This is a genomic window from Mycobacterium sp. NGS64, assembly GCF_059812245.1.
In genome coordinates this window covers 97316-110421 of sequence record NZ_JCALCI010000007.1, presented here as the reverse complement: position 1 = coordinate 110421, position 13106 = coordinate 97316, and the positions used below count along the sequence as shown (strand labels likewise).

The window sequence follows — 13106 nt, the reverse complement described above, 5'->3', positions numbered from 1 at the left end:
TCTCAGTGGATTCCGCTTTGGGTCTGCCCCGGTCGCGTCACGCCGTCGGTGCCGGACCGTTGGATGCGCTCCTGCAATTCGGCCAACCGGATCGCCCGGGAATCGTCCTGGGTGGGCGCGGCGCCGCCCAGCCGCCGAGGCACCCAAAATTCGCCCTCGGGGTGCGGGTACTCCTCTTGCACCCGGTACAACATCGCGTTCATCGTCTGGCGCACCGCGGCGATGAGCTGCTCGGCGTTGCCCTGCGGCGCCAGCGGCCGCCCGGCGGCGACGGTGATCGGAACCTTGTTGCGGAACACCTTCTTTGGATGATCCTTGGGCCAGATCCGGTGCGCGCCCCAGACGATCATCGGAATGATCGGCACCCGGGCCTCCAGCGCCATGCGGGCCGCTCCCGACTTGAACTCCCGGAGTTCGTAACTGCGGCTGATGGTGGCCTCGGGATGGAGCCCGACGAGTTCGCCCTCCCGCAGCTTCTGCACGGCTACCGCGTACGCTTCCTCCCCGTTCCGGCGGTCCACCGGAATGAGCTGGCAGTGCTTGATCACGAAATTGACGGCCTTCACGTCCGCCATCTCGGCTTTGATCATGAAGCGCAGCCGTCGCTTGCGTTCGTGGGCGGCGATCGACGCGGGCATCCAGTCCAGGTAGCTGGTGTGGTTGAGCGCGATCAGGGCGCCGCCGCGCGCGGGAATGTTTTCCAAGCCTTGGTAATTGAGCTTGGTCCCGTTCATCGCGGCGAACGCTGGAACGACAATCTCCGCCAAGCGGAAAAAGGGCTCTGCCATGTTCCTCTCCTTCCCCCTAACGCGGCTGATGCGGAGCACGGTGGGCGGCCCCCTTGGCCGACCTTGCCGCCGCCTCGTCGGCCTCTATCTGCGCCGCCTCGGCCAGGGTCGGCGCGCCGCCGCCGAGCCGGCGCGGCACCCAGTAGGCGCCGGCGGGGTGCGGATAGTGCTGCTGCGCCTCGTGCAGCAGCGTCGTCATCGATTCGCGCAGCGCCGCATTCGTGGACTCGATGTCTCCGGCAGCCCACAACGGCGCCCCCACCTGCACGCTGATCGGCAGCTTCTTGCGGCCGACGTTGCGAGGATGGTCCTTGGTCCAGATGCGGTGCGCGCCCCAGACGATCACCGGGACGATCGGGACGTCGGCTTCGGTGGCCATCCGGGCCGCGCCCGTCTTGAACTCCTTGAGCTCGAAGCTGCGGCTGATCGTGGCCTCCGGGTAGACACCGACCACCTCGCCCTCGCGCAGCCGCTGCACGGCCACGGCGTAGGCATCCGCCCCGGCGCCACGATCCACGGGAATGGTGCGGGTGTGCTTGATCAGGAAATTGACCACCTTCACCTGTTGCATCTCGGCTTTGATCATGAATCTAAGCCGACGGCGGCGGCGATGCACGGCTAATGCGGCAGGAAGAAAGTCGACGTAGCTGGTGTGGTTGATCGCGATCACGGCCCCGCCGCGGTCGGGAATGTTCTCCTCCCCGCTGTAGCTGATGCGCGTGCCGGTGGCCAGGACGACGAGCTGGGCCAGGAGCTCGAGCGCGCGAAAGGTCGGCTCCGCCATTACTGCTCCGGTGGTGGCCCGGCGGCCCGGGCGCGGCGGGCGGCCCTCTCGGCGGCCTCCTCGGCGTCCATGCGGGCCGCCTCAGCTAACGACGGGGCACCGCCTCCCAACCGACGCGGAACCCAGAATTCCCCGGCCGGGTGGGGTCCATACAGTTCCTGGGCCCGCTCCAGCAAATGCTGCATCCGGGAATGCAACAGCCCCTTCAGTTCCTCGACCCCCAGCGTGGGCGCGATCGGCTCGCCGACCAGCACCACGATCGGCACCTTCGGGCGCCACAGCTTCTTGGGGTGCCCCTTGGTCCAGATCCGCTGCGCGCCCCAGACGATGTGCGGAACGATCGGGACGCCCGCGTCGACCGCCATCCGGGCCGCCCCCGACTTGAACTCCTTGATCTCGAAGCTGCGGCTGATCGTGGCTTCGGGATACACACCCACCAGTTCACCGTCTTTGAGGTTCCTGACGGCGGCTTCGTAGGACGCCGCCCCGTCCTGTCGGTCCACCGAGATGTGCCGCAGGCTGCGCATGATCGGCCCGGTGATCTTGCTGTCGAAGACCTCCTGCTTGGCCATGAACCGCACCTTGCGCCCGAGGCCCTGCTTGTAGGCGGGCAGCCCCGCGAAAGTGAAGTCCAGGTAGCCGGTGTGGTTGATCGCGATGACGGCACCGCCGGTCTTCGGCAGGTTCTCCACGCCCGAGACGGAGATCTTGAGACCCTGGATGCGCCAGACCAGGCGGGCGAGCTGGATGACAGTCCCGTATACCGGTTCCACAGCGCTTCAGCCTAGTGCTCCGGGCTGTGCGGCGCCTCAAGCGCTGGAGCGAGGCGACGCAGGCCGCCCGAAGACGCGGCCTCGCGCTAAGCTCGGGGGCTGACACGCCGTCAACCCCCAACGTCCCCGAAAGGTATCAGTGCAGGTCACGAGCGTAGGCCACGCCGGATTCCTGATCTCGACCGGCGCGGGCAACATCCTTTGTGACCCCTGGGTCAATCCCGCCTACTTCGCGTCCTGGTTCCCATTCCCGGACAACAGCGGGCTGGACTGGGACCAACTGGGCGACTGCGACTACCTGTACATCTCGCACCTGCACAGGGACCACTTCGACGCCAAGAATCTCCGCGAGCACGTCAACAAGGACGCGGTGGTGCTGCTGCCCGACTTCCCGGTGCCCGACCTGCGAAACGAGCTGCAAAAGCTGGGGTTTCACCGGTTTGTTGAGACCACCGACTCGACCACACACCGGCTCAGTGGGCCCAAGGGCGACCTCGACATCATGATCATCGCCCTGCGCGCGCCGGCCGACGGCCCGATCGGCGATTCGGCGCTGGTCGTTTCCGACGGCGAGACAACGGTTTTCAACATGAACGACGCCCGGCCGGTGGATCTGGACGTGGTGGCCGCGGACTTCGGCCAGGTCGACGTGCACCTGCTGCAGTACTCCGGGGCGATCTGGTACCCGATGGTCTACGACATGCCGGCTCGCGCCAAGGAGTCGTTCGCCAGCCAAAAGAGGCAGCGCGGCATGGACCGCGCCCGTCAGTACATCGCCCAGGTGGGGGCGACCTGGGTCGTGCCGTCGGCCGGACCGCCGTGCTTCTTGGACCCCGAGTTGCGCCACCTCAACGACGACCACAGCGATCCGGCCAACATATTTCCCGACCAGGTGGTGTTCCTCGAGCAGATGCGCACGCACGGGCACGATCGCGGCCTGCTGATGATGCCCGGGTCGACCGCGGACTTCACCGGCTCGACGCTGAATTCGCTGACCCATCCGCTGCCCGACGACCAAGTCGAGGCCATCTTCACCACCGGAAAAGCGGCCTACATCGCCGAGTATGCCGAGCGGATGGCTCCGGTGTTGGCCGCCGAGCGCGCGAGCTGGGCCCCCGCCGCGGGTGAGCCGCTGCTGGAACAACTGCGCGCGCTGTTCGAGCCGATCATGCTGCAAAGCGACGAGATCTGCGACGGCATCGGCTATCCCGTCGAGCTGGTCATCGGCCCCGAGGCGGTGATCCTGGACTTCCCGAAAAGAACCGTGCGCGAACGGATTCCCGACGAGAAGGTCCGCTACGGCTTCGCCATCGCGCCCGAGTTGGTGCGCACCGTGCTGCGCGATCACGAACCCGACTGGGTCAACACCATCTTCTTGTCCACCCGGTTTTCCGCCTGGCGGGTGGGCGGCTACAACGAGTACCTGTACACGTTCTTCAAGTGCCTGACCGACGAACGCATCGCCTACGCCGACGGCTGGTTCGCCGAGACCCACGACGATTCCGCGTCGATCACCATGGACGGGTGGGAGATTCAGCGCCGATGCCCCCACCTCAAAGCCGACCTGTCGAAATTCGGTGTGATCGAGGGCGACACGTTGACCTGCAACCTGCATGGGTGGCAGTGGCGGCTGGGCGACGGCCGCTGCCTGACCGCGCGCGGGCATGAGCTGCGGAGCGCTAAGAAATGAACGCCAGTTACGGCCACTCCTACGACGATGGCCTGGTCCAGCTGGATCGCAGAGCGATCACGTTGCGCCGCTACCACTTTCCCTCCGGCACGTCGAAGGTCATCGCGCTGGACGCCATCGACGGCTACAAGGCCGAGGGGCTGGGCATGTTCATGCAGCGCTTCCGCATCTGGGGCAGCTCCGACCTGCGCCGCTGGCTGCCCCTGGACGTGCAACGGCCGTTCAAGTCCACCTTGATCACCTTGGACGTCCCGGGGACCTGGCCCAGCCCGGCGTTCACGCCGGCGCGCCCGGACGAGTTCGTCGCACTGCTGGACGAACTGCTGGCCGGGCGGGGCTAGCGGCCCGCAGCGGCCTCTAGCGGCCCAAGTCCTCCAGCGCCGCGCGGGCGGCGTTGTAGCCGGGGATGAACGTGATTCCCGGGCCGCCGTGGCACCCGGCACCGCCGAGGTACAGCCCCTGGATCGGGATCGGTTGGCCGCGAAAGCCTCTCGGGCCCGGCCGGTTCGGCCCGATCTGGTCCGAGCTCAACAGGCCGTGGCAGTAGTCGCCACCCGGGGCGCCGAACATCACGCCCATGTGCCGGGGCGTGAACGTGGTGTGCCGGATGATGCTGCGCTCGAAGTTCGGCGCGAGCCGGGTGATCTTGTCGATGACCCGCTGGCCCATTTCGACCTTCGTTTGGCCGTAGTCTGCCCCGCCCTCGATCGGGAACCACAGCGCGAACGCCGACGCGGCGTGCTTGCCCTCGGGCGCCAGGTCGGGATCGTTCTGCGAGGGGATCTGCAACACCACGGTCGGGTCGGCCGGCACGATGCCGCGCCGGGCCTCCTCCCACTGCTGCTGGACTTCCTCCGGGGTGCAGAACAGGCCGATCGAGGCCTGCATCGCCGGCTCGTTGAGCGCCTCGTACGGCGCGGCGAACTGGGGGGCCTCGTCCAGCGCGAAGTGCATCTGCAGGTAGCTGCCGCGGTGGTCGATCCCCGCGTAGCGCTCGCGGATGTCGGCGGGCAGCGCCGCGGGGTCGATCATCTCGTTGAGCGTCAGGTCCGGCGCGAGGTTCGAGACGACGACCGGAGCGCTCACGGTGTCCCCCGCCTCGGTGCGCACGCCGGTCACCCGCCCGTCGGCGACCAGGATCTCGGTCACCTTGGTGCGCAGCCGCACCTCCCCACCCAGGCTCTCCAACAGGCGGGCGAGGTGCGCGGTGAGCGCGCCGATGCCGCCGCGCAACTTCTTCATCTGCATGGTGTCCCCGTCGGGAACCCCGAGCCCGAAGGCCAGCGCGGCCGCGCTGCCCGGGGTGGACGGCCCCCGGTACAGGGTGTTGACGGCCAGCACGGTCATCGAGCCGCGCAGCGCGCCGTGCTTCTCGCGGTCCGGCAGGTAGCGGTCCAGCACGTCGGTGACCGACCCGAACAGCATGTCGTCGATCGCCGAGCGCTCGAATTCGTTGGTGGCACAGGCGTACATCTCGTCGAAAGTCTTGGGCTCCGTCCCCGCCTCGAACCGGCCCAGCGCCCGGGTGGGCGCCTGGCTCCAGGCCATCAGACCCGCCATCCCGTTGACGGCGTCCGCGCCGTGCACCTCGTTGAGGTGGGTGAACAACTTGATCGGATCGCTGTACTGGATCAGCGGATCGTCACCGACGCCGCGCACCGCGACCGACATCACCTCCAGGTCGAGCGTCTCGAGGGTGTCCAGGCCCAGTTCCTCGACCACCACCGACGCCGTCGGAAACTGCACCGAGCCGGCGATCTCGAATTGGTACCCGTCGAAAAGCTCGACGGTGGAAGCCATCCCACCGGCATACAGCTTGGCGTCCAGGCACACCGTTCGCAGCCCGGCCTTCTGCAGCAGCACCGCCGCGGCCAACCCGTTGTGTCCCGCGCCGATGACGATCGCGTCGTATTCAGTCATGTCCCTGCCCTCCAGGAATGGAGGCTGGCATGCCCGCGAAGTTTTGTCAATTATGACGAAACCTGGGTCAGGCCCAGGCGTCGGTGATGCCGGCCCGCAGCGACTCGAGCGCGACGTGGGATACCCGCGCCAGCTCGCCCAGCGACCGATCGTCGCCGAGCATCCAGAACTCCATCGCACCGAACACCGCGGCCGCGATGCAGCGCGCGGTCACCGCGGCGCGCAGCCGGGCGTCCGGCGTGGCGGCCGCGGCGCAGCTACGGCGGTGCAGCTGCTCCTGGATCGCGTTGGCGAAGTCGGCCTGCACTTCCTGGATGTGGCGGACGATGCGGCCGGGATCGATCTCGCCACCCCGCAGCGCGGCAATCTTCGTCACGGCTTCAACGTCATACGGGAACGAGAAGACGGCCGACTGCACGGAATCGATGATCGGTTCGTCGGCGGGACGCGCGTCCAGCGCGGCGCGGAACCAGTTCAACCCGGTGTAGTCGGCAAACAGCAGATCGTGCTTGGACCGGAAGTGGCGATAGAACGTCCGCAGCGACACCCCGGCGTCCGCCGCGATCTGCTCGGCCGACGTCTCCTCGACGCCCTGCGCGAGGAACCGCACCAGGGCGGCCTGTATCAGCGCCTCCCGGGTGCGTTCGCTGCGCGCTGTCTGCGCCGGCCTGACCATGCTCAGTAAGGTACCCCAGGGTTGGTGTGTCAATATTGACAAAACTTCGGGACTAGAGCGACACTTCGCCCATGATCTGGCTCTACATTCACGCAATCCTCGGGATCGCCGTCATCGGCTGGATTATCGCGTCGAACCCGAAGATCTACGCCAAACCCGCCGACGGACCGTGGTTCTCGCCGCTGGAACTCGTGTACTACGCGGCGGGCATCGCCTCGATCGCGCTGGGCTGGTACTTCAACATCCACTTCGTGCTCGCCGCGCACGGCGAGGGCAGCATCGTCTCGGGGCCGGCCAGCTACCCGCACTTCCTGGCGCAGCAGTTCGGCAACCCGGCGGCGGGTTCGGGTAGCCAGGACTACATCATCGCGAATGTCATTCTGCTGCCGGTGTTTACGATCGTGGACGGCTACCGGCGCGGCGTGCGGCGCCCGTGGTTGTTCTTCGTGGCCAGCTTCTTCACCAGCTTCTCCTTCCCGCTGGCCTGGTACTTCGCCACGGCGGAACGGGTGCGCCGCCACGAGCGCAGCCGCGAGCCGGTGCACGCCTGACTCAGCGAGCCGTCTCGGCCCATCGTGCCGCCCAGCGCTCCAGCGGGGTCAGGGCCTTGCCGAGGGAGCGGCCCACCTCGCTCAGCTCGTAGCTCTGGTCGTCCCGTTGGACGACGAGGCCCGCCTCCGTCAGCTCGCCGAGGCGGTCATAGAGAACGCTGGGCGACATGCCGTCGCAGCGGTCGCGCAACGAGCGGGCCCCGAGCGGGCCGTCCCGAAGCTCCCACAGGATGCGCAGCGACCAGCGCCGGCCGAGCAGGTCGAGGGCGGCCATCAGCGGCCGCCCCGTCGTCGACCCGCGCACTGGGGTGCCCGGACGGACCCCCGATTGACGTTTCGATTTCCGTAACGTAGTTTCGTCTTTCATGGTTACGGAAATAGTAACGCCTCGGATCGGCGCACTCGAATCCCCCTATGAGCCGGCGGTGGCCGTTCAGCTGGACAAGATGATGCCGCCGGGCGTGCCGCCGATCGCGTTGTTCCGGACCGTGGTGCGCAACCTGCCCATGACCGAGGCCATGACGCTGTGGGGCAGCTACGAGCTGAGCCGCGCGCTGTCGCTATCGCTGCGCGACCGCGAGATCGTCATCGACCGCACCTGCGCGCGGTGTGCGTGCGAGTACGAATGGGGCGTGCACATCGCCTTTTTCGCGGAAAAGGCGCGCCTGGACCGCGGCCAGATCCGCTCCCTGACCCATGGGAGCCCCGACGACCCGTGCTGGGCCACCGAGCGCGATCGGCTGTTGATTCGCGCGGTCGACGCGCTGTGCGACCACCGCGACATCGGCGACGCCCTGTGGGCTGCGCTGCGCGACGAATTCGACGAGCGGGAGATTCTCGACCTCACCATGCTGTGCGGCTGGTATCACGCGATCAGCTTCACCGCGCGCGCCGCCCGCGTGCCGCTGGAGGCGGGCAGCCCCACCTTCGCCGACGTCGGTTAGGGCTCGAGCACCTCGGTGCCCACGAACGGCACCAGCGCGGCCGGCACCCGCACGCTCCCGTCGGGCCGCTGGTGGTTCTCCAGGATCGCCACCAGCCACCGAGTGGTGCCGAGCGTGCCGTTGAGCGTGGCGGCGATCTGCGGCTTGCCGTTGTCGTCGCGGTAGCGCGTCGCCAGCCGGCGCGCCTGAAACGTGGTGCAGTTCGACGTCGACGTCAGCTCGCGGTAGGTCCCCTGCGTGGGAACCCATGCCTCGCAGTCGAATTTGCGCGCCGCCGACGAGCCGAGGTCTCCCGCGGCCACGTCGATGACCCGATAGGGCACCTCGATCAGGGCCAGCATCTCGCGCTGCCAACCCAGCAGCCGCTGATGTTCGGCCTCGGCATCGTCGGGGGTGCAGTAGACGAAGCCCTCCACCTTGTCGAACTGGTGCACCCGGATGATGCCGCGGGTGTCCTTGCCGTAGCTGCCGGCCTCCCGCCGGAAGCACGACGACCAGCCGGCGTAGCGGCGCGGGCCGCCGGACAGGTCCAGGATTTCGTCGGAGTGGTAGCCGGCCAGCGGGACCTCGGAGGTCCCCACCAGGTAGAGGTCGTCGGCCTCGACCCGGTACACCTCCTCGGCATGGGCGCCCAGAAATCCGGTGCCCGCCATCACCTCCGGGCGCACCAGCACCGGCGGGATCATCGGCACGAAGCCGTTGTCGACGGCCAGCCGCAGCGCCAGCTGCAGCAGGCCGAGCTGCAACAGGGCGCCCCGGCCGGTCAGGAAGTAGAACCGCGAGCCGGCCACCTTGGCGCCGCGCTGCATGTCGATGAGGCCCAGCGACTCGCCGAGTTCCAGATGGTCCCTGGGGTTTTCGATTGTCGCCGGCTCGCCGACGACGTCGAGCACGCGGTAGTCGTCCTCGCCGCCGGCGGGCACCCCGTCGACGACGACGTTCGAGATCGCCATGTGTGCCGCGGTGAACGCCGCCTCGGCGTCGGCCTGCGCGGCCTCCGCGGCCTTCACCTGCTCGGCGAGCTCCTTGGCGCGCTGCAGCAGGCCCGGGCGTTCCTCGGGCGACGCGGCGCCCACGCTCTTGCTGGCGGCCTTCTGTTCGGCGCGCAGGCCGTCCGCGGCCGAAATCGCCGAGCGGCGCGCGGCGTCGGCGGCCAGCAAGGCGTCGACGAGGGCCGGGTCCTCGCCGCGGCTGACTTGCGAACGGCGCACGGCATCGGGGTCTTCCCGGAGCAGCTTCAGGTCGATCACGGCCCCGACACTACTTTTGCGGCCCCGACGAGATGGCAGAGCACCCCGCCAACGCGGGCCCCACATACCACATCAATAACTTTTGTCACGTCACTCAGGGGGCCCTGTCAGAATGGAGCCGATGTCGCAAGCGCCGGAGAAGGAAGTTTCGGAAGCCAGCGCCTCCAGTTCGGAGAACGCCGGCTCCCGCGACGACGCGACGAAACAACCGCCGAGCAACTTCCGCTGGCCGCGCGGGCTGCAGGCGACGGCGACCCGGCGCGCGCTGTTGCTGACCGCGCTCGGCGGCCTGCTGATCGCCGGACTGGTCACCGCGATCCCGGTCGGCGGCGGCCCGGGGCGGCTGGCCGGCTACATCGACCCGGTGCCCAGCACCGGAACCAAGAGCGACGCCGCGTTCAATCGCGCCAAGGGCGGCGATTGCCTGATGTGGCCGGACGCCACCCCGGAGTCGGCGAGCATCGTCAACTGCACCGAGGACCACAAGTTCGAGGTCGCCGAATCCGTCGACATGCGGACCTTCCCCGGCTCGGAGTACGGGCCCAGTGCCGCTCCCCCGTCGCCCGCGCGGATCCAGCAGATGACCCAGGAACAATGCGAGCCCGCGGTCCACAACTACCTGGGCCCCAAGTTCGATCCCAACAGCAAGTTCATGGTCAGCCTGCTGTGGGCCGGTGACCGAGCCTGGCGCCAGTCCGGTGACCGCCGCATGCTGTGCGGCCTGCAACTCCCCGGCGGCAACAACCAGCAGCAGGCGTTCAAGGGCAAGGTCGCCGACGTGGACCAGTCCAAGGTCTGGCCCACCGGCACCTGCCTGGGCATCGACCCGGCGATCAACCAGCCCACGGATGTCCCGGTCGACTGCGCGACGCCGCACGCGATGGAAGTCACCGGCACGGTGAACCTGGCCGAGAAGTTTCAAGGTCCGCTGCCCGCCGAGCCTGACCAGGACGGGTTCATCAAGGACGCGTGCACCAAGATGACGGACGCGTACCTGGCGCCGACCAGGCTGCGCACCACCACCCTGACGCTGATCTACCCGACCGTGTCGCTGCCGAGTTGGTCGGCGGGCAGCCGCGAGGTCGCGTGCAGCATCGGTGCCACGCTGGGCAACGGCGGCTGGGCCACGCTGGTGAACAGCGCCAAGGGCAAGCTGCTGATCAACGGCCAGGCGCCGATCGCCCCGCCCGACATTCCCGAGGAGCGGCTGACGATGCCGCCGATCCAGGTTCAGGCGCCGAGCCAGCCCACCCAGGCCAGCACCGCGCCCGACGCCATACCGCCGAACAACCAGCACCTGCCCGGGCAGCAGCCGGTCGTAACGCAACCGCAAGCGCCCGCAACCCAGGCCCCGGCCCCCCAGGACGTCCCGCCCCCGCAGGACGGCGGGGCGCCCCCACCGGCCAACCCGGCGCCGCCGGCGCCCAACCCGCCGGCGGAGGCGCCGCCACCCGCGCCGGCCGAACCGGCCCCGGCCCCGGCGGGCTAGCCGCGTGCCCGTGCGGATGGATCCGCGCCGGTTCGACGAGCTTGTCTCCGATGCGCTGGACCTGATCCCGCCCGAATTGGCCGCCGCGATGGACAACGTCGTCGTGCTCATCGAAGACCGCCACCCCGAGGACGCCGAACTGCTCGGGCTGTACGAAGGGGTGGCGCTGACCGAGCGCGACTCCGACTACGCCGGCTCGTTGCCGGATGCCATCACGATCTACCGCGAGGCGCTGCTGGATGTCTGCGACTCCGACGCCGACGTCGTCGAGGAGGTGGCGATCACGGTGATCCACGAGATCGCCCACCACTTCGGCATCGACGACAACCGGCTGGAGGAACTGGGCTGGGCCTGACGGGCGCGGCAACCGGATTTCGCCCGGACCGGATGTTATGAACGGTTCATGAGCGCTGAGTGCCGCGAGTGCCGGGCGGGCTTAGATCACTGCCACGGCACCATCATTCGTCATTCGTTGCACCGATGGGAATGCACCGAGCCGGACTGCGACAGCCCCGAGCTGGTGGTGCACACGTTCGTCGTCGACTGCGACGCCGTCGGCTGCGCGTGTGCGGAAGAGTCGTCAGCCCATCGGATCGGTGCTTGAGCTGACCGCGTCGGCGACCGGGCTCGCATCGGCCTGGGGGTAGAACGGCGGCGTCAAGGACCCCCAGCGCACGCAGCTCCACCGCCCGTCGGTGATCGGGGCGAGCACCACCGAATCGGCGTTCTCGAGGTGGTTGTCCAGCGCGAAATTGCCATCCACCCCGGCCAGGACCGCGGAGGCCAGCCGGATCGCCGCGCCGTGACTGACGACGACGATGTCGCCGTTCCAGTCGTCGTCGTCGAGGTAACGCAGCCGCAGCTCGGTCAGCACCGGCACGTAGCGGTCCAGGACGTCGTTGCCGGTCTCCCCGCCCGGCAGGGGCACGTCAAGATCGCCGCGATGCCACTGCTCGTAGATCGCGTTGAATTCCGCGACCGCCTCGTCGTCGCTGCGGTCTTCCAGCTTGCCGACCTGCACCTCGTGAATGCCGGTGAATTGCACGGCGCCCATCTCGAGTTCGGCGCCGATCACCTCGGCCGTCTGCGACGCCCTCGTGGCCACGGAGTGCGCGAGCATCGCCGGGCGCCCGGAGCCGCGGGCGAACGCGCGGGCCTGGTCGCGGCCCAACGGCGTCAACTCCGCCCCAGGCGGCCGGGTGTCAAGCCGGCGCTCGACGTTGCCGTAGGACTGCCCGTGCCGCAACAGCACCAGGCGACCGCTCATCGCTCCGACCCCCCGGTCTCGAAACTCTGCTCGGGCTTGCCTTCGCGCAGCCGCGCGAGCCAGCGCGCCGCCTCGTCGGCCGGCGGTGGCAGCACCCCGGCGGCCGATCCCGTCGGCCAGGAACCCAGGTATCTCACATCCGCACAACGACGGTGCAGCGCCTTGAGTGCCTCGGCGACGGCGCCGTCGTCGATGTGGCCGACACAATCGGCGAAGAACAGATAGGTTCCGAGTTCCGTTCGGGTCGGCCGGGATTCGATCCGGGTCAGGTCGATGCCGCGGATGCCGAATTCGGCCAGCGCGGACAGCAGCGCGCCCGGCACGTTGTCGATGCGCAAGACGACCGACGTTCGATCCGCTCCGGTGCGGGCCGGCGGCGGCCCGGGCAGCCCGATCAGGACGAAGCGGGTGCGGGCGTTCGGCTCGTCGACGACGCCGTCGGCCAGCGACCCCAGCCCCCAATGCTCGGCGGCCAGCGGCGAGGTGACCGCGGCGTCGGCCTGTCCCTCGGCCACCTGGCGCGCCGCGTCGGCGTTGGAGTAGGCCGGCCGCAGCTCGACGCCGGGGAGGTGGGCGGCCAGCCACTGGCGTACCTGCGCCACCGCCACCGGGAACGCCGCCAGCGTTCGGACGTCGGCCGCGCCGAGACCCGCCTTGACGACGATGCTGAAGGCCACGTCCAGGGTGGTCTCGGCGAACACCTGCACGGGCGAGCCGATCGCCAGGCTGTCCAGCGTGGGTGTCACCGAGCCGTCGATCGAATTCTCGATCGGCACGCACGCGTAGTCGGCGTCGCCGTCGCGGACCGCATTCAGCGCCGCGGGCGTGCTCTCGATCGGCATCGTGCGCACGGCACCCGGTCCCTGGTCGGGGACGAGCCCGGCGGCCGTGATTTGCAGCAGCGCCGCCTCCGTGAACGTCCCTTCGGGGCCGAGGTATGCGATGCGGACCACGCCCCAACCCTAACGGCGCGC

General features: G+C 68.9%; 15 protein-coding genes and 1 pseudogene. 7 read left to right on the top strand and 9 right to left on the bottom strand.

The window, feature by feature from the left end; translation table 11 throughout:
- Positions 1–2: 2 nt before the first annotated feature.
- From AC5Y4S_RS24950 to AC5Y4S_RS24940, 3 genes are read right to left on the bottom strand one after another with little or no spacing between them, the layout of a single operon-like run.
- The gene (locus AC5Y4S_RS24950) at positions 3–788 is read right to left on the bottom strand and encodes a lysophospholipid acyltransferase family protein (RefSeq protein WP_500035263.1); all 786 of its coding nucleotides are present in this window, start codon (positions 786–788) and stop codon (positions 3–5) included.
- A gap of 16 nt (positions 789–804) precedes the next feature.
- Complete coding sequence (locus AC5Y4S_RS24945; protein WP_500035262.1) at positions 805–1572, bottom strand: lysophospholipid acyltransferase family protein; 768 nt, start codon at positions 1570–1572, stop codon at positions 805–807.
- Positions 1572–2345 carry a lysophospholipid acyltransferase family protein gene (locus AC5Y4S_RS24940; RefSeq protein ID WP_500035261.1) on the bottom strand — a complete coding sequence of 258 codons (774 nt, stop codon included), beginning with the start codon at positions 2343–2345 and terminating at the stop codon, positions 1572–1574. The genes AC5Y4S_RS24945 and AC5Y4S_RS24940 overlap by 1 nt, the downstream gene beginning before the upstream one ends.
- 139 nt (positions 2346–2484) lie before the next feature.
- On the opposite strand from AC5Y4S_RS24940, the gene AC5Y4S_RS24935 reads away from it, so the two are divergent.
- Both AC5Y4S_RS24935 and AC5Y4S_RS24930 read left to right on the top strand, forming a co-directional pair.
- Positions 2485–4035, top strand: a complete 1551-nt coding sequence (locus AC5Y4S_RS24935) for a Rieske 2Fe-2S domain-containing protein (RefSeq protein ID WP_500035260.1) — start codon at positions 2485–2487, stop codon at positions 4033–4035.
- Positions 4032–4376, top strand: coding sequence for a hypothetical protein (locus tag AC5Y4S_RS24930; protein ID WP_500035259.1), 345 nt, complete (start codon positions 4032–4034; stop codon positions 4374–4376). The genes AC5Y4S_RS24935 and AC5Y4S_RS24930 overlap by 4 nt, the downstream gene beginning before the upstream one ends.
- Positions 4377–4392: 16 nt before the next feature.
- On the opposite strand, the gene AC5Y4S_RS24925 is transcribed toward AC5Y4S_RS24930, so the two are convergent.
- Positions 4393–5955, bottom strand: a complete 1563-nt coding sequence (locus AC5Y4S_RS24925; RefSeq protein WP_500035258.1) for a phytoene desaturase family protein — start codon at positions 5953–5955, stop codon at positions 4393–4395.
- 67 nt (positions 5956–6022) lie between these two features.
- A complete protein-coding gene (locus AC5Y4S_RS24920) occupies positions 6023–6631 on the bottom strand; it encodes a TetR/AcrR family transcriptional regulator (protein ID WP_500035257.1) in 609 nt (202 codons plus the stop codon).
- A 71-nt stretch (positions 6632–6702) separates the two neighbouring features.
- On the opposite strand from AC5Y4S_RS24920, the gene AC5Y4S_RS24915 reads away from it, so the two are divergent.
- A complete protein-coding gene (locus tag AC5Y4S_RS24915) occupies positions 6703–7182 on the top strand; it encodes a DUF2834 domain-containing protein (RefSeq protein WP_500035256.1) in 480 nt (159 codons plus the stop codon).
- A 1-nt stretch (position 7183) separates the two neighbouring features.
- On the opposite strand, the gene AC5Y4S_RS24910 is transcribed toward AC5Y4S_RS24915, so the two are convergent.
- Positions 7184–7549, bottom strand: a complete 366-nt coding sequence (locus AC5Y4S_RS24910) for a winged helix-turn-helix transcriptional regulator (protein ID WP_500035255.1) — start codon at positions 7547–7549, stop codon at positions 7184–7186.
- A gap of 58 nt (positions 7550–7607) precedes the next feature.
- Between AC5Y4S_RS24910 and AC5Y4S_RS24905 the strand changes: the two genes are divergently transcribed.
- Positions 7608–8126 carry a carboxymuconolactone decarboxylase family protein gene (locus AC5Y4S_RS24905; RefSeq protein ID WP_500035254.1) on the top strand — a complete coding sequence of 173 codons (519 nt, stop codon included), beginning with the start codon at positions 7608–7610 and terminating at the stop codon, positions 8124–8126.
- Here the strand turns inward: AC5Y4S_RS24905 and serS are convergent.
- Positions 8123–9376, bottom strand: a complete 1254-nt coding sequence (gene serS / locus AC5Y4S_RS24900) for a serine--tRNA ligase (RefSeq protein WP_500035253.1) — start codon at positions 9374–9376, stop codon at positions 8123–8125. The two genes, AC5Y4S_RS24905 and serS, sit on opposite strands and share 4 nt — an antisense overlap.
- A 112-nt stretch (positions 9377–9488) precedes the next feature.
- Between serS and AC5Y4S_RS24895 the strand changes: the two genes are divergently transcribed.
- The 3 genes and pseudogenes from AC5Y4S_RS24895 to AC5Y4S_RS24885 all read left to right on the top strand — a co-directional run bounded on the left by AC5Y4S_RS24895 (position 9489) and on the right by AC5Y4S_RS24885 (position 11469).
- Positions 9489–10865, top strand: coding sequence for a septum formation family protein (locus AC5Y4S_RS24895; RefSeq protein WP_500035252.1), 1377 nt, complete (start codon positions 9489–9491; stop codon positions 10863–10865).
- A 4-nt stretch (positions 10866–10869) separates the two neighbouring features.
- A pseudogene (locus tag AC5Y4S_RS24890) lies at positions 10870–11272 on the top strand (metallopeptidase family protein).
- On the top strand, positions 11269–11469 hold the full coding sequence (locus tag AC5Y4S_RS24885) for a hypothetical protein (RefSeq protein WP_082964613.1): 201 nt from the start codon (positions 11269–11271) through the stop codon (positions 11467–11469). Before AC5Y4S_RS24890 ends, AC5Y4S_RS24885 begins: the two are co-directional and overlap by 4 nt.
- Here the strand turns inward: AC5Y4S_RS24885 and AC5Y4S_RS24880 are convergent.
- Together AC5Y4S_RS24880 and pheA are read right to left on the bottom strand one after the other, a co-directional pair.
- Complete coding sequence (locus tag AC5Y4S_RS24880; protein ID WP_500035251.1) at positions 11446–12132, bottom strand: histidine phosphatase family protein; 687 nt, start codon at positions 12130–12132, stop codon at positions 11446–11448. The genes AC5Y4S_RS24885 and AC5Y4S_RS24880 overlap by 24 nt on opposite strands.
- Complete coding sequence (gene pheA, locus AC5Y4S_RS24875; protein ID WP_500035250.1) at positions 12129–13085, bottom strand: prephenate dehydratase; 957 nt, start codon at positions 13083–13085, stop codon at positions 12129–12131. Before pheA ends, AC5Y4S_RS24880 begins: the two co-directional genes overlap by 4 nt.
- Positions 13086–13106 lie beyond the last annotated feature (21 nt).

What these genes read in the sequence shown, in the direction of transcription:
- AC5Y4S_RS24950 (WP_500035263.1), bottom strand. Translation starts at nt 788, where the DNA reads ATGGCAGAGCCCTTTTTCCGCTTGGCGGAGATTGTCGTTCCAGCGTTC.
- AC5Y4S_RS24945 (WP_500035262.1), bottom strand. Translation starts at nt 1,572, where the DNA reads ATGGCGGAGCCGACCTTTCGCGCGCTCGAGCTCCTGGCCCAGCTCGTC.
- AC5Y4S_RS24930 (WP_500035259.1), top strand. Translation starts at nt 4,032, where the DNA reads ATGAACGCCAGTTACGGCCACTCCTACGACGATGGCCTGGTCCAGCTG.
- AC5Y4S_RS24925 (WP_500035258.1), bottom strand. Translation starts at nt 5,955, where the DNA reads ATGACTGAATACGACGCGATCGTCATCGGCGCGGGACACAACGGGTTG.
- AC5Y4S_RS24920 (WP_500035257.1), bottom strand. Translation starts at nt 6,631, where the DNA reads ATGGTCAGGCCGGCGCAGACAGCGCGCAGCGAACGCACCCGGGAGGCG.
- AC5Y4S_RS24915 (WP_500035256.1), top strand. Translation starts at nt 6,703, where the DNA reads ATGATCTGGCTCTACATTCACGCAATCCTCGGGATCGCCGTCATCGGC.
- AC5Y4S_RS24910 (WP_500035255.1), bottom strand. Translation starts at nt 7,549, where the DNA reads ATGAAAGACGAAACTACGTTACGGAAATCGAAACGTCAATCGGGGGTC.
- AC5Y4S_RS24895 (WP_500035252.1), top strand. Translation starts at nt 9,489, where the DNA reads ATGGAGCCGATGTCGCAAGCGCCGGAGAAGGAAGTTTCGGAAGCCAGC.
- AC5Y4S_RS24885 (WP_082964613.1), top strand. Translation starts at nt 11,269, where the DNA reads ATGAGCGCTGAGTGCCGCGAGTGCCGGGCGGGCTTAGATCACTGCCAC.
- AC5Y4S_RS24880 (WP_500035251.1), bottom strand. Translation starts at nt 12,132, where the DNA reads ATGAGCGGTCGCCTGGTGCTGTTGCGGCACGGGCAGTCCTACGGCAAC.